Origin of the sequence: Rossellomorea sp. NPDC077527 (genome assembly GCF_044542955.1) — a bacterium.
Lineage (GTDB): Bacteria > Bacillota > Bacilli > Bacillales > Bacillaceae_B > Rossellomorea > Rossellomorea aquimaris_E.
Window position 1 is genome coordinate 323213 of record NZ_JBITVL010000001.1, and the last position, 23304, is coordinate 346516.

Consider the following 23304-nt stretch of genomic DNA (forward strand, 5'->3'; position numbering starts at 1 on the left):
TGGATTCCACTGCTTTTTTAGGGAATGTAGGAATGATTGAAAACGTCAGTATGCTTTGTAGGAGAAGCCTAACGTTTTCTCTTCATTCATTAGTATAAAGTAAAATTAGAATTTTGTAAATATTCTTTCAAATAAAGTTTTTTGGATAAGGTGATGGTTCTAGGAAAAACTAACGGCAAACCCTTAAGCTAAGATTGAAAGGAGTCAAAATGATGAAAATAATGCGCACTGTTCTTATGGTCATTCTCGCATTTTTTGTTGCAACAACAGGCATACATGCTGAAAGCAGCTCTAAAAAGTCCAATGAAAAACCAAAAGCAGCGGAGAAAGCTCCGCAAGTTAGAGAAGATACCAGCATAAAGATCCCTAATTCAGTTCTAAATATCGCTAAGGAGAATACGTATCCCAATTCCACACAGGATCAGCCGTATCTTCAACCGAGCGAATGGTCTCAGGAACTGATCGAAACCTCCAATGTGAGAATCGAAAATCCAAACCTGATCCGCATGTTAAACGAGTCCACAGTTAATAAAGCACCGACGATCGGACTTCGCGCCACAATCTATCTCGGGGAATGGCCGTTGAATTATGCTTCAACGGAAACATCTCCGAACTGGGAGTATCAAAAAGTTAATACAAATTATTTTGATAACCGTGGAGGAAAAAACAATTATCAGATTCACTACGTCCAGGAAGCACAAAAGGTCGTTAAGGGTGGACTCACGGCGAAGGTTCCCCATGCCGATGATGTGGAAAAAATGATGCTCATCAGGGCCATGGATAAATCCAAGCTGCCCCTCGCATTCCAGACCATCGTAGGAGCAGGGACAAAGAAGGACCAAGTGTATAACATCTCACCTAAACGACTTGGTTACCTGTATGCATATGCTCCTGCTATCAACGAAAAAGGGAAAGTAACCTACGGGGAAGTATACCTCGTCATGAAAGGAACCAAACGCTCCATCGTCGTAAAAAACGTTACGTCTCAAGGAGTCGGAGCCTGGATTCCGGTTCAGGATCACGTTCACTTCGGATTCATGGCAAGCGAAACACCAAGATAAATGTTTAAAGAAGAGTGAAATCGGGTAAACCCTTATTTCACTCTTTTATTATTTTCTTTAATATGTTATAATAATTAGAATATTCAGAATTGAAGGAGGGGAGTAATATCATGGAGTATCTTCTAATCTTTGGAGGTCTGCTAGTGGCATTCATCACCCTGCGCGTATGGTTCGGAGCCAGAAGAGCCAAAATCTATGCCGAAATCAAAAAACAAAAATACACCGTCATGGATCCGGCACTCGATAAACTCGTTCAAACCAACGACCGCAAACCCATCGGATAAAAAGCACATCGGATAAATATCCGTTGTGTTTTTTTTTGAAATAGATGAGGGTTTTATGAGGGACGGACCTTGGTTTTGGAGGTAGGAATTGCGCTGTATAAGGGTTTATTGGGTGATTTAGAGGGACGGACCTATAGAGGGTAATCTGAGGTAGCAGCTGGGTGTTCACAATTTGGCACAATACATCAGTGAAGTGGACCGTATTTTGTTAGAAGTGGCCCAATAAATAAGGAAAGTGGCCCAATTTTGATAGAAACCGGCCCAAAAAGCCCCAAAAGCGGCCCAATTCATTCATAAAGAAGTACCCAACCCCCCATACCAGAACCCAATATCATAAAAAAGCCCAAATCCATAACAGATTTGAGCTCTCAACGTCATTATTAACGGGAAACCTTCGCTTCACGCTTCGAAAAGTCTACATCCTGATAATACATCGACTTCACAAGTACGTTCGGACCCAGGCAGCGGGCCATTGGACAGTGGCAGTTCAGTTCTTTCGCGAGTGGCTGCCCTTTCCACTTATCAAAAATTTCAGGCAGTGTATCTTTCGTAATATTACCGAGTGGCGGCGTGTCACCGAAGTCGGTCACGATGACATCTCCTGTAAAGATGTTCACGTTCAGACGGGAACGGCCATCGGGATCATTCCGGACGCTTACATTTCTAGCACTGTAAAGTTCCTTCAGGAAATCCAGGTCTTTCTGTGAAGAGCTGCATGGATAGAAGGGCAGTGTACCGAATAACATCCACACATTTTCATCACGGAACACAAGAATATTCCGGATTGCTTCACGAGTTTCTTCTAATGAAAGAGTCTCAAGGCTTGAAGCAAAATCAGAAGGATACATCGGATGGATTTCATGGCGTCCGCACTTCATTTCATCGACAACCTGGCGATGGATCTTCTCGAGGTATGGCAGAGTGTTTTTATTTAACATGGTTTCCGCTGAAACGAGCACCCCGCGTTCAGATAGGGCTCGGCTGTTTTCGATCATGCGGTCAAACAGCTTCTGACGTTGCTCCCTCGTCGGTTTTCGTTCCATATTGGCGAATCCGACATCGATAAATTCGTCGATGGTTCCCCAGTTATGGGAGATGTGGAGGACGTCCAAAAATGGTGCAATCATTAAATATCGATCCAGATCCAGGGTCAGATTCGAATTAATCTGAGTATGTACGCCCCTGGAATGAGCATACTTCAGTAAAGGTAAGACATAATTTTCAACGGATTTCTTTGACATCATCGGCTCTCCACCGGTAATACTAAGAGAACGAAGTGTTTTGATGTCATCCAATTTTCCGAGGATCAGTTCAATGGGAAGGGCACTCGGGTCCTTCGGTGACAAAGTGTATCCGACGGCGCAGTGCTCACATCTCATATTGCAGAGCGTGGTGGTGGTGAATTCGATATTGGAAAGCGTAATATCTCCGTGCTCATCCACATCTAAGTAAGCCTCCCAAGGATCATGATCAATCGACATTTTCTTGGAGAGAGTGTCAGTTTTCATTCGTAAAAGCTCCTTTATGATTCAGTCATCTATCCATTATTGAGAAAGGGTCAGCCCTTGTCAATCGGAAAGTTATTGGTTACCATAGTAAACGTATTGAAAGGAGAGAGAACTCTTGGGTAAAGCTATCAACGATAAAGACTCACAAGTGAGCTATCTGAAACAACGCCTGAACCTTTTCGTCGACGTTCTGGATTCAATCGACCCTGAACAAGCGGACATTGAGGATATCGATCGCCTGATCGCCATGATCGATGACATAGAAGTAAAATGCGAGCAATTTAAGAAAAATGAGTAGGAGTCCTCTTTATAGGGCTCTTTTTTTTTTGAGGGACGGACCTTGGTGGGGAGGTGTTGCGGATTTTGTTGTTTTTTGCAGAACGGTCGGTATCTGAGTGATTTCGGTTGATAAATTGAAATGAAAGGTTGATAAATTGAAAATAAGGTCGATAAAATGAAAATACGGTTGATATCCAAAAACAACGGCCGATAAATCCCCCAACCTCCGATAACCCCGACACTCCATTCTATGCACTCCCCAAGACAAGCATGCACAAGCAGGATTTCCACAACAACATGTCTAACTTTAATACAAAACCAACTATTAAAGGAGCGACACCCCATGATCATCACACCCATCGAAAAACACCAAAGCGAGCAGGCAAAAAACGTGATCCTCTCAGGTTTCCTCGAGCGGTTCGGATTCATCGATCATACCCTGAACCCCGATATCCATGACATAACACTTGAGTATGACGGCATGCAGCATCATTTTTTTGTAGGAAAAGAGATGGACGAAATCATCTGTACCGGTGCAATCCGTAAAGAATCAGATCACACCTATCAAATTGTCCGGATGTCTGTGCTTTCCTCCTATAGAAAACGAGGTATCGGCCGTATCATGCTTCAGCATTTGGAGAAAAAAGCCCACTCCCTTGGCGCAAGAAGGCTCATCCTTGAAACGAACAAGCAATGGGCGGACGCCATTCAATTTTATAAAAATAACGGGTTTACATATATAGAAGAGGACGAGGTTTCGTGTTATTTCGAGAAGGAAATTCCCGTGTGAAATCCCTTTCAATCTCAATCTTATAGGAGTATAATGATGTATGAAAATTAAGACGGTTGAGGGGGAGAACGATGAATAAAGAGACATTACAGCAAAGCATGTACGACTTGATTGTGGAAACGTCCACGAACCTGCCGAAGGATGTCAGACGCGCGATTCGCTCGGCGAAAGCCCGTGAGAATGCAGGAACGCGTGCGGCGATGAGCCTTGATACCATTTCAAATAACGTGAAAATGGCGGATGACAATGTATCTCCGATTTGTCAGGATACAGGACTTCCTACTTTTAAAATAAAAACACCGGTCAGCGTCAATCAGCTTGAAATCAAAGAAGCGATTTATGCGGCCATGGTACAGGCGACAAAGGACGGAAAGCTTCGTCCAAACTCTGTTGATTCATTAACTGGGGCAAACTCAGGGGACAATCTTGGTCTTGGGACTCCTGTTATCAAATTTGAGCAGTGGGAAAAGGATTATATCGATGCCCGCCTGATCTTAAAGGGCGGCGGTTGTGAAAATAAAAACATTCAGTACAGCCTTCCGTGTGAGCTTGAAGGACTTGGTCGTGCAGGGCGTGACCTGGACGGGATCCGCAAATGCGTGATGCATTCGGTGTATCAGGCTCAGGGACAAGGCTGCAGTGCCGGGTTCATTGGTGTCGGAATCGGTGGAGACCGTTCTTCCGGTTACGACTTAGCAAAAGAACAACTATTCCGTTCTGTTGAGGATGTGAATCCAAACGAAGATCTTCGTATACTGGAAGAGTACGTGATGGACAATGCGAACGAGCTTGGCATCGGCACGATGGGATTCGGCGGTGAAACGACGCTTCTAGGATGTAAGGTTGGCGTCATGAACCGTATCCCTGCAAGCTTCTTCGTATCCGTTGCGTATAACTGCTGGGCGTTCCGTCGTTTAGGCGTGAAGCTGGATGTGGAGTCAGGCGGCATCGACGAGTGGTTCTATCAGGAAGGTGACAAAATCGACCTGACTCAAGGATCAGTGGCCGAGCTTGAAACGGCAGCGGCAAGTTCAGGGGAACAGCCAAATGTGGTCGTTCTTGAAGCACCGATAACGGAAGAGAAAATCCGTGAGCTGAAAGTGGGAGACGTAGTTAAAATCAACGGGCGCATGTACACAGGCCGTGACGCGATCCATAAGCATCTAAGCGAAAACGACGCACCAGTAGACTTGGCTGGTCAAATCATCTATCACTGTGGCCCGGTTATGCTGAAAGACGATGAAGGCAACTGGCATGTGAAGGCAGCAGGCCCGACAACATCCATTCGTGAGGAACCTTATCAAGGGGACATCATGAAGCGCTTCGGTATTCGTGCTGTGATCGGGAAAGGCGGAATGGGTCCTAAAACCCTTGCTGCTTTGAAAGATCACGGTGGAGTGTACTTAAATGCCATCGGTGGCGCGGCTCAATACTATGCAGACTGCATCAAAGGTGTAGACGGAGTGGATCTGATGCAATTTGGTATTCCAGAAGCAATGTGGCATCTGAATGTAGAAGGATTTACGGCCGTTGTGACGATGGATTCTCACGGAAACAGCCTTCATGAAGAAGTTGATAAATCTTCCTTGGAAAAACTGGCACAGTTTAAGGAAAAGGTATTCAAATAAGAAATTGGTACCACCTCGTACAGGCTGCGAGGTGGTTTTTCTTATGGGTAATTATGTTAATATAAGTGAAGAAATGAAACTTGAAAGGACGTTCATCCGTATATGATACAAACAAAAGCTGGAGGAATTCGTATGATCTTGAACAAACTATTTGGCATGTTGATTCTGACTTTGATGATTTTGTTGACCGGGTGTGCCACCAATCCTGAAAAAGAAGCGGATATTACTTCCATCGAGGATGTGAACCTGGATACTTTAAAGGAAAATAGCGGAACCTATGTAGGAGATAACTCGAAAGTTCAGGCGATCCTACAAGAACTGCCTGGTGGTGAAACAATTAAGGAAATCGACCTTTCCGGTGAAATGGTCAAGGTGACCTACGGCTTTGAGAAAGAAGGGAAGCTGTCAGAAAGCGATGTGAATGAGTACTGGTTCGACGGCACAAACGTCAACCGGAAAAACTTCTACTACAACGCCATTTACCTGACGCTCCTCGTCCCCAACGCGAAAGAATATCACTTCACCGTCGATGAATCTATGGTATCGATCTCCAGGGACAAAATGGTAGCAGGCCTTTCCAAGCAATTCAGCGACTTTCCAAAAGGAAAAGACATCTGGGACAAAAAAGCCGTCTCCACCTTCATCAAAGATCACGAAGGCAAACTGACCGAAATGGCGACGAAGTATCAAACGTTTTTTGAATAGAGGGACGGACCTCTGGGTTGGGCGGAGTTGGAGCCGTAACAACCGTTAGGAGTTTCGCAATAAGTTGGAATGTGCCGCAACGATCGTTAGAAGTACCGCAATAAATTGGGAAAGTGCCGCAACAATCGTCAAAAGTGCCGCAACAAAACCTGAAACTGCCGCAACAAAGCCCAAAAACACACCATTCATCATATGCCTCGGTCCCGAATCAAAGCATAATCATCGCATGAACCCATTTATGGATACTATTAGTACACATGAATCCTTCCGCTTCTCAAAAACTAAAGGAAACGGAAGCGAAAGAAGGGTTCAAATTTGCGAAAATCACTAAAAGTGTTGATTATAGCGGCAATCTTAGTATTGCTCATACCGGCCGAGGCTTATGCAGTATCGAATAATCCGATCGGCTGGGGATTCAAAAAAAGTCAAAATGAAGAACAGCCAGAGGCGGGAGCAGCGTATGACCAGCTCCTTGAGAAGTACGATGCTTTCTATAAAGGATCGCCGGATAATAAAGTGCTTTACGTCACATTCGACAACGGATATGAAAATGGCTATACCGAAAAAATCCTCGATGTCTTGAAGCAGGAAAAAGTACCGGCTACATTCTTTGTAACGGGCCACTATTTGCTCAGTGCAGAAGATCTCGTCAAACGGATGGTGAAAGAAGGACATATCGTCGGAAACCATTCCTGGCATCACCCTGACTTTACGGCAAGCTCCGATCAGAAGATCCGGGAAGAGCTTGAAAAAGTGAAAGTAAAAACGAAAGAATTGACCGGGCAGAAAGAAATGAAGTACCTGCGTCCGCCAAGGGGCGTTTTTTCTGAACGCACGCTTCAAATTGCAAAAGAGGAAGGCTATACCCACGTATTTTGGTCACTGGCTTTCATTGACTGGAAGACCGATCAGCAAAGAGGATGGAAATATTCCTATGACAACATCATGGCCCAGGCTCATCCAGGTGCCATCATCCTGCTGCACTCCGTCTCAAAAGACAACGCAGACGCCCTAGAAAAAGCCATCCAGGACCTCAAAAAACGGGGCTACACCTTCAAAAGCCTCGACGAGCATCCGATGATGAAATAAGAGGGACGGACCTTCATTCCTAGGACCTGATCCTAGGAAACGAGGTCCGTCCCTAAAATGAATACCTTTTCGATTGGGGGATGGACCTTTTATAGGTCCGTCCCTCTTCTGTTCCTTCGGCTATGTGCTATAATACACATACAAGTTTTGTACGGAAGGGTGAGGGTTATGGCAGTGAGGAATGTGAAGATTGAGGGTCCGTATGATTTTGATCGGGTGCTGGAGAGGCTGGCTCTGGATCCGTTGAATGCGGTGGATCAGGAGGACCGAAGTGTGAAAGTCCCTTATTATCTTCCTGATGGGGAAGGTGAGGTCATCGAGGTTCAGGCAAGAGGCACAACAGCTGAGCCTGAGTTCAGCATTACCTTTGAAAACGATGAGAATCTTGAACAGAAGCATCAACGCATTTCCGATCTCTTTCAATGGCAAACCGGCCTCAACGAAATGCATGCACATTTTCTACAGACCGATCTGAAGCCGATTTTCGAAGAACATGTGGGAACTCCGATCATCCTAGAGTTCGATCCGTTCGCTACCATCATCAAAAGCATCATCCACCAGCAACTGAACCTGAAATTCGCCTTCACCCTGACCCATCGATTTGTCACCAAGTACGGTTGGGAAAAGGACGGAGTATGGTTCTATCCCTCTCCTGAAAAAGTAGCGAATCTCACAGTGGAAGAACTAAGGGAACTTCAGTTCAGTCAGCGTAAAGCGGAGTATGTGATCGGCATCGGGCAGAAGGTGTCGAGCGGTGAACTGGACTTAAATCATCTGGCCGTTCAACCAGACGAAGAAGTCATCAAAGAACTGACCAAAATCCGCGGGATCGGCCCATGGACGGCTCAAAGCTTCCTGCTATTTGGACTTGGCCGCCCAAATTTATTCCCAAAAGCGGACATCGGCATCCAAAACGCCATCAAGAAACTATTTCAGATGGAACAAAAGCCAACCATGGACGAGCTGGATGAACTGAGCGCATCCTGGCATCCTTATTTAAGCTATGCATCACTGTATTTATGGAGAAGTATCGAATAGAACGGACGTGAACCAATGAAAAAACAATACGCAAAAAAGCCACAAAATAAAGAAGTGAAAATCGAGCTGAAACAGCAGTTTCCTCTGACTATAAAAAAAATCGGCATCAACGGGGAGGGAGTCGGTTTCTTCAAGCGTAAGATCGTCTTCGTACCGGGAGCTCTCACAGGTGAAGAAGTGGTCGTCGAAGTGACCAAGGTCCATCCGAAATTCACCGAAGCCCGTATCAAAAAAATCCGGAAGAAGTCACCACAGCGCACGAAAGCCCCATGCCCGGTCTATGAGCAATGTGGAGGCTGCCAGCTTCAGCATCTGTCCTATGAAGGCCAGCTAGACGCGAAACGTGATATCCTCCTTCAATCCCTTGAGCGTCACACAAAGCTCAAGCTTGAAGACATGGACATCCGTCCGACGATCGGCATGGAAAACCCTTGGCACTACCGAAACAAAAGTCAGTTCCAAGTGGGGACTCAAAATGGCAAGGCCATCGCAGGCTTGTACAGTATGAACTCCAACAAGCTCATCGACATCGACGAGTGTATCGTTCAACACCCGCTCACGAATAAAGTGACAACGGAAATCAAGCGGATCATCAACGACTTCAACATCCCAGTTTTTGATGATAACAAGAAAAAGCCGATCCTGAAAACGATCGTCACACGTGTCGGTTTTGAAACTGGGGAAGTTCAGGTTGTGCTCGTCACATCAGAAAAGAAAATTCCACGCAAGGAACTGCTGATCAATGAAATCCAGAAGCGTCTTCCTGAAGTCGTTTCCATCGCACAAAACATTAATCCGAAGAAAACGGCTCTTGTATTTGGAGATGAAACAATCCACCTGTCAGGAAAGGAAAGCATTGAAGAGCGTCTGGAAGAGTTCACGTACGAACTCTCAGCCCGCGCGTTCTTCCAGTTGAACCCGATTCAGACAAGCAAGCTGTATAAAGAAGCAAAAAAAGCAGCGGCACTCACAGGTGAAGAAAAAGTCGTCGATGCTTACTGTGGTGTCGGTACCATCGGCCTGTGGCTCGCGGACGGGGCGAAAGAAATCCGCGGCATGGACGTCATCAAGGAAGGAATCGATGACGCAAAGAAGAATGCAGAGAAATTCGGAGTCGGACATGCCGAATACTTCGTCGGCGGCGCCGAAACCCTTATGCCAAAATGGAAAAACGAAGGCTGGCGTCCCGATGTCGTCGTGGTGGACCCGCCGAGGACCGGTTGTGATAATAAGCTTCTTGATACGTTGAAAGAAGTGAAACCGAAGACGTTTGTATATGTTTCCTGTAACCCGTCTACGCTGGCAAAGGATATCGATTACTTGAAGAAACAGTACCGGGTGGAATACTTACAGCCGGTGGATATGTTCCCTCAAACTGCGCACGTAGAGGTTGTGGCAAAGCTGGTTCTTAAATAAAAAACTTTACATTCTCTTTTTAATGGGTATTCCTCAATCATCGAGGGATACCCATTTTAGCTCTTGCCAACACACCCTCCAAGCAGATGTCTGTTCAAAAACGGATTCTTCTATTAACATTTCCCTTGAACAACCACAAGGAGGCAAAAACATGAACAGCAAATACAAAGAGTTATTATCTCCCTATACATTTAAAAATGGTGTGGAATTAAAGAACCGCATCATCATGGCACCGATGACGAACTTTTCATCGGATGAGAAGGGGAATGTCACGGATGCAGAGGTTGCCTACTATGAGCGACGTTCAAAAGATGTCAGCATGGTGATCACGGCCTGTACTTATGTAACAGCTGATGGAAAAGGGTTCCCTGGTGAGTTTGGAGGGGATACGGATGAAATGATCCCAAGCCTTGAACGATTGGCCAAAGGTATCAAAGCTCAGGGGGCAAAAGCGGTTCTCCAAATTTTCCATGGGGGTGTACAATGCCCACCAGAACTGGTTCCTGACGGAGATGTGGTGAGTGCGAGTGATGTCATGGGTGAAAACGGAGAGAAAAAAGCAAGAGCATTATCAGAAGCAGAAATCGAAAATATCATCGAAGCGTTCGGTGAGACGACCCGCCGCGCGATTGAAGCAGGCTATGATGGCGTGGAGATTCACGGAGCGAATGGGTATCTTATTCATCAGTTCTTCTCACCTATGACGAACCAACGCACAGATCGTTTCGGAGGCAGCCTGGAAAATCGCATGACTTTCCCACTTGCCGTAGTGGATAAAGTGAAAAGCGTGGTCGCTGAGCATGCTGACCCATCTTTCTTAGTAGGTTACCGTTTCTCACCGGAGGAGCCTGAAGACAACGGGTTCACAATGGGTGATACCCTAACTCTCGTGGATGCCCTTGCAAATAAGGACCTGGATTATCTTCATGTATCCCTGTTCGACTTCTTCTCGAAGCCAAGAAAAGATGTGGAGGATCTTGAGAAAGCAAGAATCGACTATCTGTTGGAAACAATCGGCGACCGCACACCACTAATCGGGGTAGGTTCGATTTATTCTGCGGATGATGCCGTAAAAGCATTCGGTTCAGGTGTTCCTTTACTCGCTCTCGGACGTGAACTGATCATCGAACCTGATTGGCTGAAGAAGATCAAAGAAGGAAAAGAAGATGAAATTGTGACGGAGATTGATAAAGGAAAACAGGAAGAACTGGTCGTTCCTGATCCGTTATGGAATGCGATTATGAATGCACCGGGCTGGTTCCCGGGAGTATAAGATTTCGATCAAGCCTAACCTTTGAAAGAAAATGGCGTGCCATCCGACACGTCATTTTCTTTTTTTTATTGAATCGAAGGTAACTTAATGAAATCCGCACAAATAAGATTACAAAATGTCATTTATAATTGACATTTTGTAATCTTAATAATAGTATATATATGGAAGGAGATGAATTTCCTTGAAGAATAAACGGATGAAGATAGCCCGCGTTGAATCGGATGTATCTCAAGAACAATTGGCAAGGATTGTTGGAGTGACTAGGCAAACCATTAATTTAATCGAAGCCGGCAAATACAACCCTAGTCTGAAGCTATGTGTTGATATTAGTAAAGCACTGAATAAGACGTTAAATGATTTATTCTGGGAGGAATGAAGAATGAGTGTTGAAAAAATTGTGAAAGAAATAAAATGGACCATTTTTGTATCGTTGCTTGTCAGCATGGCCCTTTTAGTCACGTGGTTCATTTTCGAAATATCGGATATTCCATTCGCCAACAAATCCCTCTTAGCCCTTTCCCTCATTCCTTTTAGCGCAGCCCTGGCTTCTTTCCTCAAACTATTGAAAATAAAAAAGGATCCCAATGTTCTTGTGTCCGAGACCGATGAACGAGTGGTAGCAGAGAAAAATGAAGCCGATGCCAAAGCCCTTAAGTTACTTCAAGGGGTTTTGTTTCTATCGTATTTGGGATACTCATTTATCATTCCGGAGGATATCTTCGAATCAATCGGGTGGTGGATTACGCTGGGTATTCTGCTTTTATCCTTGTTCGCTCCATTGATGTTTCGACATATCACGAAAGAAACGTAAGAGGATCAGATGTTATTCCTTGTGGTCGTGGAAGTAAATACATGAAGAGAGGTGGAGGTAAAAATGGCCAATGGAATGTTTTTACTCATTATTGTATTAACCACAGTCATTATTTTAAGAAGAAGAAAGAAATAGATTTTCAAAAAAATGCTGGGACATAACTAAATTACTTCACTCTAAAGACGAACATTCAATATGAGTTTTTTAGGATCATTTGATACACCGCTGTTGATTTCCGTACAAGACTTCGCTTTCCTCGGGCGTTCGGATGAGCCTATTCGTCGCTGTCGCTCCTGCGGGGTCTCATCTCTCCGCTTTTCCCGCAGGAGTCTTCGTCTTGCACTCCAATCAACAGCTAGAAAGTGCTAAATACATGAATTATCCATGAACGCAAAATTAAAAAACCGAACGATAGATTTATATTAAATCTATCGTTCGGTTTTTTCTTTAGTTGAAACCCTTTTGTCCCATCCTCTTTTCTCTTTCATTGCTTTTTACCCCACATTCTGCTCAGAACCCTTTTTGCCGGGAGTAAACCAACCCAACAAGGCGATGCCTACAAGTACTCCGTAGAAAATGAATGTCCACAGGGTACTATGTGGAAAATCATGATTAAGCACCCCGATATCTTCATGTGCAAGGGTGATGACCGCAAGTTTCACCCCGACCCAGGCGACGATGGCATAAGCCGTCGTTTCCAGTGCCGGTCGTTTTTCCAACAGCTGAACAAACCAGGTTGCCGCGTACTTAATCAGGATCAATCCGGCAATCCCGCCAAGAACCACCACGATGAATTGTCCACCGTCCATGCCTCCGAAGTCCCCGAGTGGAGAATCGGGAAGACCGAGGGCAAGGGCGACAGCGGCAAGAATGGAATCGATGGCAAATGCCAGGTCCGCCAAGGCAATTTTCCCGACTGTCGGCCAAAATCCTTTACCGGCTGCATTCTCTTCCGTTTCTTCCTGATTCTTCTCATTAACCTTCCCGAACTTTGCTGTGATGACATGTTTGAGACCCAAATAAAGCAGGTACGCTGCGCCGATCGCCTGGATCTGCCAAACATTTGCGATGAAGGAAATCGCGAACAGGGCGACAAACCGGAAAGCAAATGCCAGGAAGATCCCGTATTTAATGGCTCTTTTCTTTTCATCATCAGGCAAATGCTTCGCAATGACCGCGAGAACAAGGGCATTATCTGCTGATAATAATCCTTCGAGACCGATAAGGATTAATAATGTCCATCCGTATTCCAACCAAATTGATTCCAAGCGTATCGCTCCCATCTACAATGTAAGCCAAGGATTTCATGAAAAAGTTCTTATTATTTTATCTTACCACTTATTTTCCATCTAATACGATTCAAAAAGAGCTTTTAACAACTGAGACTTTCATGGTATAGTAAATTTACTAAATATGACAGGAGTGATGGGTGGACGATGAAGAACTAATCTTATTTTCGAGACGTTTGAAATTCCATATTTCAAATCAACCTAAATAGGATTAGTCTGCCCATTTTTATATGCGTTTTTTGCTATTGATACTTGATAGCTTTCTTTGTGTACGTTGCCGGCTAATCCTTCCAGAATCATTGGGAGGATTTTTTTGTTCTCCCTTTTTCAAAGAGAGGGGAAGATGTTATGAGAGAGATCATGAAATTATTGAATATAAGCTATGAAGTGATGGACGGGAAGATATTGGATGAGGTGAATGGAAGCGTCCAGGAAAGGGACGTCATCGGAATCATCGGCGTGAACGGAGCAGGAAAGTCGACGCTTCTCCAATTGATTGCAGGTGATAGAATTCCTACAGAGGGCCAGATCCAGTGGTTACATCATGATGTGAGTATGACCATGGTGGAGCAGGAAACCGAAACCTATTCCATAGAAGGAATGATTCCTTCACAAGTCAAGCTGCTGGAGAAATGGCAGGTACCGAAGCAGGAATTCCAACAGTTAAGCGGGGGAGAAAAACTGAAGGCGAGGCTCGCAAAAGGGTTCTCTGAGAAAGCAGACCTGCTCTTACTGGATGAGCCGACCAATCATCTTGATCATGATAGTATGGAGCTTCTGACGAGACAGATCAAAGAGTATAAAGGTACGATCCTGCTCGTGTCGCATGACCGTTATTTTCTAGATGAAGCCGTGACGAAGATCTGGTCCATCGAAGGAAAGAAAATTATTGAGCATAAAGGCAATTATTCCAGCTACATGGAGGCCCGCAAGCAGAAAAGGCTGACTCAACAACGGGAGTATGAAAAACAACAGAAAATGGTGGAGCGGATTGAGAACCAGATGAAAGAGCTCACCTCCTGGTCTGAAAAAGCCCACGCCCAGTCAACGAAACAGGAAGGATATAAAGAACATTACCGCGTCAAAGCCAAACGCATGGACACCCAGATCAAATCCAAGCAAAAACGCTTGGAAAAGGAACTTGAGAGAGCCAACGTGACAGCGGTTGAAGAGGAGCATACCGTACGATTCTCCATCCAATCCACCCACAAAACCGGGAAACGCTTCCTCGAAGTAAAGAACCTGAAAAAATCGTTCGAGGGACGGACCTTATTCGAAAACGCCCATTTTACGATCCAACATGGAGAAAAGGTTGCGATCACCGGACCGAATGGAAGCGGAAAGACGACGCTCTTGAAGATACTCATGGGAATGGAAGTCGCCGAGGGGGAGGTATGGATGTCGCCTTCAGCCAATATCGGATATCTGACGCAGGAAGTATTCGATTTACCCCTTGATCAGACACCGGGGGAGATGTTCCATAAAGAAACCTTTACTGAAAGAGGAAAAGTACAGACACTAATGAAGCATCTTGGATTCCAGACCTCCCATTGGCAATCGCCGATCCGGAACTTGAGCATGGGGGAGAGGGTGAAGATGAAGCTAATGAAATACATCCTTGAGGAAAAAGATGTGTTGATCCTGGATGAACCGACGAACCACCTGGATCTTGCTTCCCGGGAACAGCTGGAGGAAACACTCTCCGAATACAACGGAACGCTTCTTATCGTTTCCCACGATCGATATTTTCTTGAGAAAACGTCGGAGATTAAGCTTGTGATCGATAACGGGAGTATCAGGAAGCAGCTGGATGAGCCAGTATCTGAACGGGATGATAAGGAAGACCGGCGGATGAAGCTCGAGACCGACAGACAGGAAGTGCTGGGTCGCTTGAGTTTCATGCTTCCGGGGGATGAAGCGTATGCAGAACTCGACAAGAAGTTTATCGATTTAACAAAACAGATCAATGAACTGAAGTAACAAAAGGGACGTTCCGATTCGAAATCGGCACGTCCCTCTTTTTATGACCTACACCAAAAAAGTCCAGACAATACCAAAAGAGTACTAGTGAAAGCGATTACAAACATTCTGAATTCTCCATATAATTAACCTTGAGCTTGATAACAAAGGGGGAGTAAGAAGTGAAGAAGTTTTCATTGTTAATGGTTCTCATTCTATTTGTGGGTATGCTTGCGGCGTGTGGCAGCAGCAGTACAGGTGGTAAGAAAGGTGTCAGTGTGGGGATCGTCTTACCTACTAAGGACGAGCCTAGATGGGTTCAGGATGAAAAGCGCTTTAAAGATGCGTTGAAGGATTCCGAGTATACAACGGAAATCCTGTTCAGCCAAGGTTCTTCTGCCAAGGAAAAAGAAAATGTAGAAACATTGATCAACAAAGGGATCGACGTGCTGATCATCACTCCACAGGATGGGGATGCAGCAGCAGCTGCTGTGGAGTCAGCGAAGAAGGAAGGTATTACGGTCATTTCGTATGATCGTCTGATTACGAATACAGATGCAGTTGATTATTATGTAACATTTGATAGCGTGGCCGTTGGGGAAGCACAGGGGCAATACTTGATCGATCACGCTGAAGGGAAGGATGTACCACTTTATCTGTATGCCGGTGCAGCTTCTGATAATAATGCGTTCTTGTTCTTTGAAGGAGCTTGGAATGTGCTTCAACCGAAAATCGCGGATGGCACTTTCAAGATCGCCAATTCAAGTGAAGCGGAATCACTTAAAGACAAAGCTGAGTTAAGCCGTGACGAGATGAGTAAAATCCTAGGACAGGTGACAACGAACTGGGATCCAAACGAAGCAAAGAACAAATCACAAACACATCTGACAGCTGCAGGTGCAGATATGAAGGGTGATGTGGCCGTTCTTGCTCCGAATGATGGTACAGCTCGTTCCATCGCCGATGTATTTGCTTCTGACAAGGCAGTAACAAGCTTCGTCGTGACAGGTCAGGATGCGGAGAAAGCGTCTGTTCAATATGTGATCGATGGCAAGCAGTCCATGACTGTCTTCAAGGATGTTCGTACGCTCGTAACGGATGCAATGGGTATTGCCGTTGATGTACTGGATGGAAAAACACCTGAAACAACAGGTTCTTATGACAATGGTAAGAAAGATGTAGAAGCAAAGCAAACAGAAGTCATCGTGGTTGATGGAGACAACGTGAAAGCGGAGCTGATCGACTCAGGATATTACGAAGCGAAAGAATTCACAGGATTAAAAGAATAACAGTAAGCGGAATGGTGGCTGGGATGTCCGCCGCCATTCCGTATTGTCATTGCTTTTGTTAAAGGGGGTTAACTGTAATGAACAAGTATTTGTTAGAAATGAATGATATCTCCAAGGAATTTACCGGTGTGAAAGCACTGAGTGATGTGAATTTCAAGGTGGAAGATGGAGAGATTCATTGTTTGATAGGTGAGAACGGGGCTGGGAAGTCCACGTTAATGAAGGTGCTGAGCGGTGTTTATCCTTATGGGACGTACACTGGTGACATCGTGTTCGATGGTACCGTTCAGCAATTTAACAAAATCAGTGACAGTGTCAACGCAGGGATTGCCATCATCTATCAGGAGCTGGCTCTCTTTCCGGATCTAACAGTATATGAAAATATTTTTGCAGGAAACGAAGTGAAGGTAGGCGGATTCATCGATTGGAATCGTACCATTGTGGAAGCACAGAAGCTCCTGAAGAAAGTGAAGCTCGATGTGAATCCGGACACGCTCGTGAGGGACCTCAGCGTAGGAAAACGGCAGCTGGTCGAGATTGCGAAAGCGTTGAGTAAAGACGTGAAATTATTGATTCTGGATGAACCGACTGCGGCACTGAATGAAGACGACAGTGAAAATCTCCTGGAGCTGTTAAAAGATCTGAAAAAACAGGGCATCACCTGTATCATGATTTCCCACAAGTTGAAGGAAGTCATTCACATCGCTGACAAAGCGACCGTACTCCGGGATGGAAAGACCATTTGCACCCTGGATGCATCAAAAGGGGAAGTATCAGAAGGAATCATTATCAAAAACATGGTGGGCCGGGCCATTGAAGATATCTATCCGAAACGACCAAATAAATCCCACGGCGAAACCATTTTGGAACTTCAAAACTGGTCTGCTTATGATCCTCAGCTTGGCAGAGAGGTGGTCAAGGACGTAAATCTTCAAGTGAAGAGAGGAGAAATTGTCGGAATTGCCGGGCTTATGGGTTCAGGAAGAACAGAGCTTGCACTGAGTATTTTCGGTAATGCGAAATCCTATAAGCTTGAAGGCAATCTTGTTTGGGATAACAGCCTTACCACGCTGAAGCATACGAAGGATGCCATCAAAGCGGGAATCGCGTATGTCACAGAGGACCGAAAAGATGACGGGCTATTCCTACTGCAGGATATTAAAAGCAATATTTCAGCTGCCAACTTAGGCGGGATCTCTACCAAAGGAATCATCAATGACAATGAGGAGATCAAAGTGGCGGAACGCTATCATTCGTCTCTTCATATTAAGGCATCTTCCCTTGAACAGCTCGTCGGGAATTTGAGCGGGGGAAATCAGCAGAAGGTATCCATCGGGAAATGGCTCTTTGTCGGACCGAAGCTTCTCATCCTTGACGAGCCGACACGTGGAATCGATGTCGGGGCGAAGTTTGAAATCTATACGGTGATGAACGAGCTGATCGAACAGGGATTGAGCATCATCATGATCTCCTCCGAGCTCGGGGAGGTACTCGGGATGAGTGACCGTGTGTACGTCATGGCCCAGGGTGAGATCAAAGGGGAACTGCCGGTGGAAGACGCCAACCAGGAAAAAATAATGGAGCTTGCAACGCAATAAGGGGGTAAAGACATATGAATATCTTTCAAGAAGCTAGAATGCTGATTCGCGACAACATCCGTGACTACGGCATGTATATTGCACTATTCGTTATCATACTGACATTTACGTTTATGACAGACGGTTTATTCATCACGTCAAGAAACATTAGTAATCTATTGGATTCTGCAGGCTATATCGCCGTGCTTGCTGTCGGGATGACCCTTGTCATCGTCATCAGGCATATTGATCTGTCTGTTGGATATGCGGCGGGATTCCTCGGTGCCATTGCAGCGATCCTGCTGACACAGGCCGGTCTTTCAACATGGCTGACGATTCCGATCATTCTCGTCATCGGAGCGATTGTCGGGTTGTTCAACGGTCTGCTCGTGGCTCAGATCGGGATTCCATCTTTCGTGGCGACCTTAGCCGGAATGCTGATTTTCCGCGGGGCGCTTTTGCAGGTGACGGAAAAGACGGGGACCATCATCATTCAGGACGATCATTTCAATGCCATCGGAAATGGGTTCATCCCTTCCATTATGGAAGTGAACGGACTTCATCTTCTATCCCTGCTCGTAGGGTTAGTTGGAATCATCCTTTATATTTACAGTGAATTCTCAACGAGACGAAACAAAATCAAATACGATTTCGAAGTCATCTCTGCACCGATTTTTGCATTGAAGCTCGTCTTCGTTTCAGCCATCATCGGCTATGTGACATGGATCCTTGCGGGATACCACGGCTTCTCATGGACGGTCATCATCATCCTGATCGTCGTTATCGTGTACCACTTCCTGACATCCAGGACGGTTCTCGGCCGCCATATATATGCGGTGGGAAGCAACCCGGAAGCGGCTCATCTGAGCGGGATCAACGTTAAGAAAATCACGTATATCGTCTTTGGTTCGATGGGGATGCTTGCTGCCCTATCCGGGATTTTATTCACTTCCCGTCTTCAATCGGCTACGACCACTGCCGGGACGTTATTCGAATTGGATGCCATCGCTGCTGCCTACGTAGGGGGAGTATCCTCTGCCGGTGGTGTCGGGAAAGTAACGGGTGCCATTATAGGAGCCATCGTCATGGCTTCATTGACAAGTGGAATGAATCTTCTTGGTGTAGGTATCTCCTATCAATACATGATTCGCGGAGGAGTGCTTGCAGGGGCCGTCATCTTTGATGTGATGACCCGTAAGAAAAGGTAATGAATCGGCTGGATCCCTTTGGGGGTCCGGCCTCGTTATTTTTTGAAAAAGTACGGATGTACAGGTGAATATCCAAAAAGTACTCGAACCTTACCTAGGATTCCTGTGCTATGATAAAAGTAATAGTTCTAACTGTTGGGAGGGGACGTGTCAGGTGCGGAAAATTCGGTTTGTCGGACTGTTAGTAGTCGTACTTTTGTTGTGTCATTTAACATTTTTATCAGCGAAAAAAGTGTTCGAAGCCGAGGCGCATCTCCCGCAAGGAATCGGTATGACAGGTGAGGATCGGCACAGGCTTGTGCTCATCACTCAGGACACTCAGACCCCGTTTTGGGACAAGGTAGCGAAAGGTGCAAAACGCCAGGCGGAAGAAGAGGGTGTGAGCCTTGAAGTTTGGGGAAGCTTCGGGAAAAATCAGGAAGAGTTCCTGAAAAACATCGAAATCGCCATTCAATCGAAGGTCGACGGCATCCTGATTCAGGGGACGGATACACCAGAGTTCAAGGAGCTCACCAAGGTGAAGGCCTCCTTCAATGGAATTCCGGTGATTACCGTCGCCAACGATGTGCCGATGGAGGATAGCCTCAGGCGGACATATGTGGGATCTGATCAGTATGAAGCAGGAAAGCTGGTTGCCGAGGAGCTTGTCCGCAAGATGGGGAATTCAGGCAGGATTGTCCTCATGGTGGACCGTGATCAGGAATATTATCAGAAAGAACGGGTAAGAGGCATCAGGGATGTCATGAAAGGATACTCCGGCATAGAGCTCGTGGAAGGGGAAACGGGAAGGGCCAGGGATCAAATCATAACGGCCACCCGGGACGTCATGAACCTCCATCCCGATATCGATGCATTCATCTCTGTCAATGCGAGCAATCTTGGGGCTATGATTGATGAAATAAGTAAGCGCTCTCAAGAAGAATCGTATTTCATTTATTCCTTTGATGATGGACCGGAATCATTGACGTTATTATCACAGGGACTGATCGATGGGGTGGTCGAGCAGGAACCGGAGAAAATGGGCAAATGGAGCGTACGCCTTATGGAAGAGTGGCTGAACGGAGAAACCGTCCCCCTGGATGAGAACGGGTATCTGACGGGACTCAAGATCTTGAAAGTGGAGAAGGACCAATGACAAACATCCAGAAAAAAATCCTGACACTCACGACGGTGGTGATGGTCATCATGTCCGCCATCTGGCTTGCGCTAACGTATTATAACTACCGCACACATGAGCAGTACAATGAGATTCTCAAGCGCTATCTGGATATGAACGAAGTATCAAGGGCAAGTCAGCAGGTCGTCACCGACTTGAATAACTATATGGTCGATGCCAATGCCGAAACCCTGCAGCAGTTAGAGGAAAGCAAGGAAGGTGTCCAAAGAGCCAAGACCGGGATCTATTCCCTCAGAAACCGGGATAACGACTTTACACTGACCAACTACCTTAACTTGATTGACAGCCTGGTCGAAACGACGGACCGCTTCATCCTGTTCCAGAAAGAAAGGGATGCAGAAGCTTCTGCACAGGAGTTTGCCGAAGCCAACCGGATATCAAGTTATATCTCTGAGATGACACTCACGCTGATCGACAAAGAATTGACGACGTATAACGTGATGTACAGGGGCATCATGGAACAGTCGGCAGAAGTCATCAAGCTCGGAATCTGGGGGCTCCTGCTCATAACATGTCTTCTCCTGATTGCTTCATATTGGTTCTCACTCGGAATCACACGACCGGTCTTCCAGTTGACGAGAGCCGCCAATGAATTGTCCAAGGGGAATTTCAGCCGACAGGTAAAGGTAGAGGGAAGCGATGAGATCGCCTTTTTGGCTAAAACGTTCGACCGGATGCGGATCAATATCAATAATCTTATCTCAGAAATCAAGCAAAAAGCAGCATTGGAACGGGAACTACAGGAAAGTAAACTTCTTTTGCAGGAAAGCCAGTTCAGAAGCCTTCAGAGTCAAATCAACCCGCACTTTTTATTTAATACATTAAATACTCTTTCAAAGAAAGCGTACCTGGAAGGGTCGGAGGAAACGAGCGACCTACTCGTCAGCGTGGCGGGTATCCTACGATATAATCTGAAGCGGCAGAATCGTTCCGTTACGTTAAGGGAAGAAATCCAGGTTCTTGAGCAATATATGCACATTCAGAAAGCACGTTTTACAGACCGCCTGCAGCTGTATATGGAGGTCGATGAAACCTGTCTGGACGCGAGGATACCTGCACTGACCCTGCAGCCGATCGTTGAAAATGCCGTGATACATGCGGTGGAACCGAAAGAGGACGGGGGGACGATCTGGTTCCGTGTCCGTGAAGAGAATGATTTTATCTTGATTGAGATAGAGGATGATGGCGTGGGGATGTCACCGGATAAAATCCGCCAGGTGCTCCATGAAGAAACGCTTCCCGAAGGACATTCAACCGGGATCGGATTTAGTAACGTTGTAAAGCGCCTTCAATTATATTATGGATTTGAGGATGTCCTCCGGATTGAAAGTGTCGAAGGAGAAGGGACCACTATTATGCTGAGAATTACAAGGGAAGGAGCAGATACCTATGATCAAGCTTCTTATAGTCGATGATGAACAGTTGGAAAGGGAAGGAATGCAGGCGATCTTAGAGAAGCATTTCCCTCATGTCGGCATCCAGCAGGCGAAGAATGGGAATATGGCCGTAGAATTGGCGAAAGAGTATTCCCCTGATCTGATTTTAATGGATATTAAAATGCCGGGGATGAATGGACTCGAAGCCATGGAAACTATCAAAGCAGAACGGCCGGAGATCAAATTTATCATGGTGACGGCCTATGATACCTTCACCTACATGAAAACAGCCATCAAGCTCGGTGCTAAAGACTATGTGTTAAAGCCGAGCAAAGCGTCTGAGATCGTCCACACGATTGGAAAAGTGCTCGAGGAAGTTGAACAAGAACGTGAGCAGTTAGTGGAAAGCCGGCAGGATAAGGAAAAATGGCAAAAGGCACAGATGCTGGTCGAAACGGATGTGGTGACCCAGTTATTATTTGATCACGTCCACGATGTTCATGTCGATATGCTCATGGAAATGATGGAAGTACCTTCTTCGGAGGAAATGTTCGTGATGGTCCTCTTCCTTCCTGAAGGGGTGGAAAACCAGTATTCCGACATCAGGAAAAAGGTTCTGAAGTGTGGATGGACCGGGGCTTTGTATGGCAGACAGCTCCCCATGATCGTATTCAGGAAGCCCGGCATCACATACAGGTCCCAGGCAACCACCTTGGCGAGGGAGCTGCTCTCGCTCTCTAAGGGCAGCGAATGGTTCATCGGAATCGGGAAAACGTACCATTCCCTGGACCAGGTCCGTCACTCCTATCAGGAAGCCATGCTTGCGACTGTCGATACAGGGGTGCGGCAGAAATACCGGTTCTTTGAAGACATACCATTGGAGCCGGAGAAGCGGAAGCGGGCCATGATGGACCAGAAGGAGTTAATGGAGAAGATCAGGCTCGGCAAGTGGGATCAGGTGCTCTCACAGTTCCATACTGCCTTTTCTTTATTGGAGAAAGAACGAACACCTCTCGTCTACACCCAGCAGCGGACCCTTGAGGTACTGTGGATGATTTCAATGACCTTGAGTGAATGCGGCGTCGAAACGGACACGCCGCTTTTCCCGATACAGCCGATGGATTACCGTCAGCTGCGGGAAGAAACCGAACGACTCATTAACGGGATGAAGGATTCCTATGTAGAGCGCTTCAACCGCATGGAGAGCGATACGTTCCAGCAGATCAAACAATTCATTCAAGATCATTCCCATGAAGACATTTCATTGGATACCCTCGCACAAAAAGTGAACTTGAGTCCCATTTACATCAGTAAGATGTTCAAGGAGAAACAGGGGATGAACTACATCGATTTCCTGACAGAGTGCCGGATGGAGAAGGCGAAGGCACTGATGGGCGACATAGAGAAAAGCATTAAGGAAATCACATTCGAAGTGGGATATCATGACCCGAATTATTTCAGCAAGGTCTTTAAAAAGGTCACCCGATATTCTCCGAAAGAATACCGAAAGAGTTTGCTCGGCCAACATGCATAAAGGGGAAGAGACG

Annotated in this window: 22 protein-coding genes; 19 read left to right on the plus strand and 3 right to left on the minus strand. The window is 45.9% G+C overall.

The window, feature by feature from the left end; genetic code table 11:
- Positions 1–212: 212 nt before the first annotated feature.
- Positions 213–1061 (plus strand): YfkD famly protein, encoded by an 849-nt coding sequence (locus tag ACIGG7_RS01495; RefSeq protein WP_224942089.1) that lies wholly within the window; start codon positions 213–215, stop codon positions 1059–1061.
- A 110-nt stretch (positions 1062–1171) separates the two neighbouring features.
- Positions 1172–1345: a hypothetical protein gene (locus tag ACIGG7_RS01500; protein ID WP_224942090.1), complete on the plus strand. Its 174-nt coding sequence runs from the start codon at positions 1172–1174 to the stop codon at positions 1343–1345.
- A 380-nt stretch (positions 1346–1725) separates the two neighbouring features.
- Here the strand turns inward: ACIGG7_RS01500 and yfkAB are convergent, their stop codons facing one another.
- A complete protein-coding gene (gene yfkAB / locus ACIGG7_RS01505) occupies positions 1726–2853 on the minus strand; it encodes a radical SAM/CxCxxxxC motif protein YfkAB (RefSeq protein WP_397548490.1) in 1128 nt (375 codons plus the stop codon).
- A gap of 115 nt (positions 2854–2968) precedes the next feature.
- On the opposite strand from yfkAB, the gene ACIGG7_RS01510 reads away from it, so the two are divergent.
- The 4 genes from ACIGG7_RS01510 (at position 2969) to ACIGG7_RS01525 (ending at position 6255) form a co-directional block, all read left to right on the plus strand.
- Positions 2969–3151 (plus strand): SE1561 family protein, encoded by a 183-nt coding sequence (locus ACIGG7_RS01510; protein WP_169212263.1) that lies wholly within the window; start codon positions 2969–2971, stop codon positions 3149–3151.
- 324 nt (positions 3152–3475) lie between these two features.
- Positions 3476–3922, plus strand: a complete 447-nt coding sequence (locus ACIGG7_RS01515; RefSeq protein ID WP_224942095.1) for a GNAT family N-acetyltransferase — start codon at positions 3476–3478, stop codon at positions 3920–3922.
- Between the two features lie 71 nt (positions 3923–3993).
- Positions 3994–5550, plus strand: a complete 1557-nt coding sequence (locus ACIGG7_RS01520) for a fumarate hydratase (RefSeq protein ID WP_397548491.1) — start codon at positions 3994–3996, stop codon at positions 5548–5550.
- A gap of 132 nt (positions 5551–5682) precedes the next feature.
- The gene (locus tag ACIGG7_RS01525) at positions 5683–6255 is read left to right on the plus strand and encodes a DUF4825 domain-containing protein (protein ID WP_397548492.1); all 573 of its coding nucleotides are present in this window, start codon (positions 5683–5685) and stop codon (positions 6253–6255) included.
- 45 nt (positions 6256–6300) lie between these two features.
- Here ACIGG7_RS01525 and ACIGG7_RS01530 read toward each other — a convergent pair whose 3' ends face one another.
- Complete coding sequence (locus ACIGG7_RS01530) at positions 6301–6447, minus strand: hypothetical protein (RefSeq protein ID WP_397548493.1); 147 nt, start codon at positions 6445–6447, stop codon at positions 6301–6303.
- A 141-nt stretch (positions 6448–6588) separates the two neighbouring features.
- Between ACIGG7_RS01530 and pdaA the strand changes: the two genes are divergently transcribed.
- From pdaA to ACIGG7_RS01560, 6 genes are all read left to right on the plus strand, one after another.
- A complete protein-coding gene (pdaA, locus tag ACIGG7_RS01535; RefSeq protein WP_397549079.1) occupies positions 6589–7344 on the plus strand; it encodes a delta-lactam-biosynthetic de-N-acetylase in 756 nt (251 codons plus the stop codon).
- Positions 7345–7512: 168 nt separating this feature from the next.
- The gene (locus ACIGG7_RS01540) at positions 7513–8382 is read left to right on the plus strand and encodes a DNA-3-methyladenine glycosylase family protein (protein ID WP_397548494.1); all 870 of its coding nucleotides are present in this window, start codon (positions 7513–7515) and stop codon (positions 8380–8382) included.
- A 15-nt stretch (positions 8383–8397) separates the two neighbouring features.
- Positions 8398–9798 carry a 23S rRNA (uracil(1939)-C(5))-methyltransferase RlmD gene (gene rlmD, locus ACIGG7_RS01545; RefSeq protein WP_397548495.1) on the plus strand — a complete coding sequence of 467 codons (1401 nt, stop codon included), beginning with the start codon at positions 8398–8400 and terminating at the stop codon, positions 9796–9798.
- 151 nt (positions 9799–9949) lie between these two features.
- Positions 9950–11071 (plus strand): NADH-dependent flavin oxidoreductase, encoded by a 1122-nt coding sequence (locus ACIGG7_RS01550; protein WP_397548496.1) that lies wholly within the window; start codon positions 9950–9952, stop codon positions 11069–11071.
- A gap of 181 nt (positions 11072–11252) precedes the next feature.
- Positions 11253–11447 carry a helix-turn-helix transcriptional regulator gene (locus ACIGG7_RS01555; protein WP_224942103.1) on the plus strand — a complete coding sequence of 65 codons (195 nt, stop codon included), beginning with the start codon at positions 11253–11255 and terminating at the stop codon, positions 11445–11447.
- Between the two features lie 3 nt (positions 11448–11450).
- Positions 11451–11882 (plus strand): hypothetical protein, encoded by a 432-nt coding sequence (locus tag ACIGG7_RS01560; RefSeq protein ID WP_397548497.1) that lies wholly within the window; start codon positions 11451–11453, stop codon positions 11880–11882.
- Positions 11883–12376: 494 nt separating this feature from the next.
- On the opposite strand, the gene ACIGG7_RS01565 is transcribed toward ACIGG7_RS01560, so the two are convergent.
- Positions 12377–13150, minus strand: coding sequence for a TerC family protein (locus tag ACIGG7_RS01565; RefSeq protein ID WP_397548498.1), 774 nt, complete (start codon positions 13148–13150; stop codon positions 12377–12379).
- A gap of 369 nt (positions 13151–13519) precedes the next feature.
- Between ACIGG7_RS01565 and abc-f the strand changes: the two genes are divergently transcribed.
- The 7 genes from abc-f (at position 13520) to ACIGG7_RS01600 (ending at position 23291) form a co-directional block, all read left to right on the plus strand.
- Positions 13520–15151 (plus strand): ribosomal protection-like ABC-F family protein, encoded by a 1632-nt coding sequence (gene abc-f, locus ACIGG7_RS01570; RefSeq protein WP_397548499.1) that lies wholly within the window; start codon positions 13520–13522, stop codon positions 15149–15151.
- 206 nt (positions 15152–15357) lie between these two features.
- Positions 15358–16419 (plus strand): sugar ABC transporter substrate-binding protein, encoded by a 1062-nt coding sequence (locus tag ACIGG7_RS01575; RefSeq protein ID WP_397549080.1) that lies wholly within the window; start codon positions 15358–15360, stop codon positions 16417–16419.
- Between the two features lie 77 nt (positions 16420–16496).
- The gene (locus ACIGG7_RS01580) at positions 16497–18017 is read left to right on the plus strand and encodes a sugar ABC transporter ATP-binding protein (protein WP_224942107.1); all 1521 of its coding nucleotides are present in this window, start codon (positions 16497–16499) and stop codon (positions 18015–18017) included.
- A gap of 14 nt (positions 18018–18031) precedes the next feature.
- Positions 18032–19204: a sugar ABC transporter permease gene (locus ACIGG7_RS01585; RefSeq protein ID WP_224942108.1), complete on the plus strand. Its 1173-nt coding sequence runs from the start codon at positions 18032–18034 to the stop codon at positions 19202–19204.
- Positions 19205–19358: 154 nt separating this feature from the next.
- On the plus strand, positions 19359–20339 hold the full coding sequence (locus ACIGG7_RS01590; RefSeq protein ID WP_224942109.1) for a sugar ABC transporter substrate-binding protein: 981 nt from the start codon (positions 19359–19361) through the stop codon (positions 20337–20339).
- The gene (locus ACIGG7_RS01595; protein ID WP_397548500.1) at positions 20336–21796 is read left to right on the plus strand and encodes a sensor histidine kinase; all 1461 of its coding nucleotides are present in this window, start codon (positions 20336–20338) and stop codon (positions 21794–21796) included. The genes ACIGG7_RS01590 and ACIGG7_RS01595 overlap by 4 nt, the downstream gene beginning before the upstream one ends.
- Positions 21771–23291: a response regulator gene (locus ACIGG7_RS01600; protein WP_397548501.1), complete on the plus strand. Its 1521-nt coding sequence runs from the start codon at positions 21771–21773 to the stop codon at positions 23289–23291. The genes ACIGG7_RS01595 and ACIGG7_RS01600 overlap by 26 nt, the downstream gene beginning before the upstream one ends.
- Positions 23292–23304: the final 13 nt, after the last annotated feature.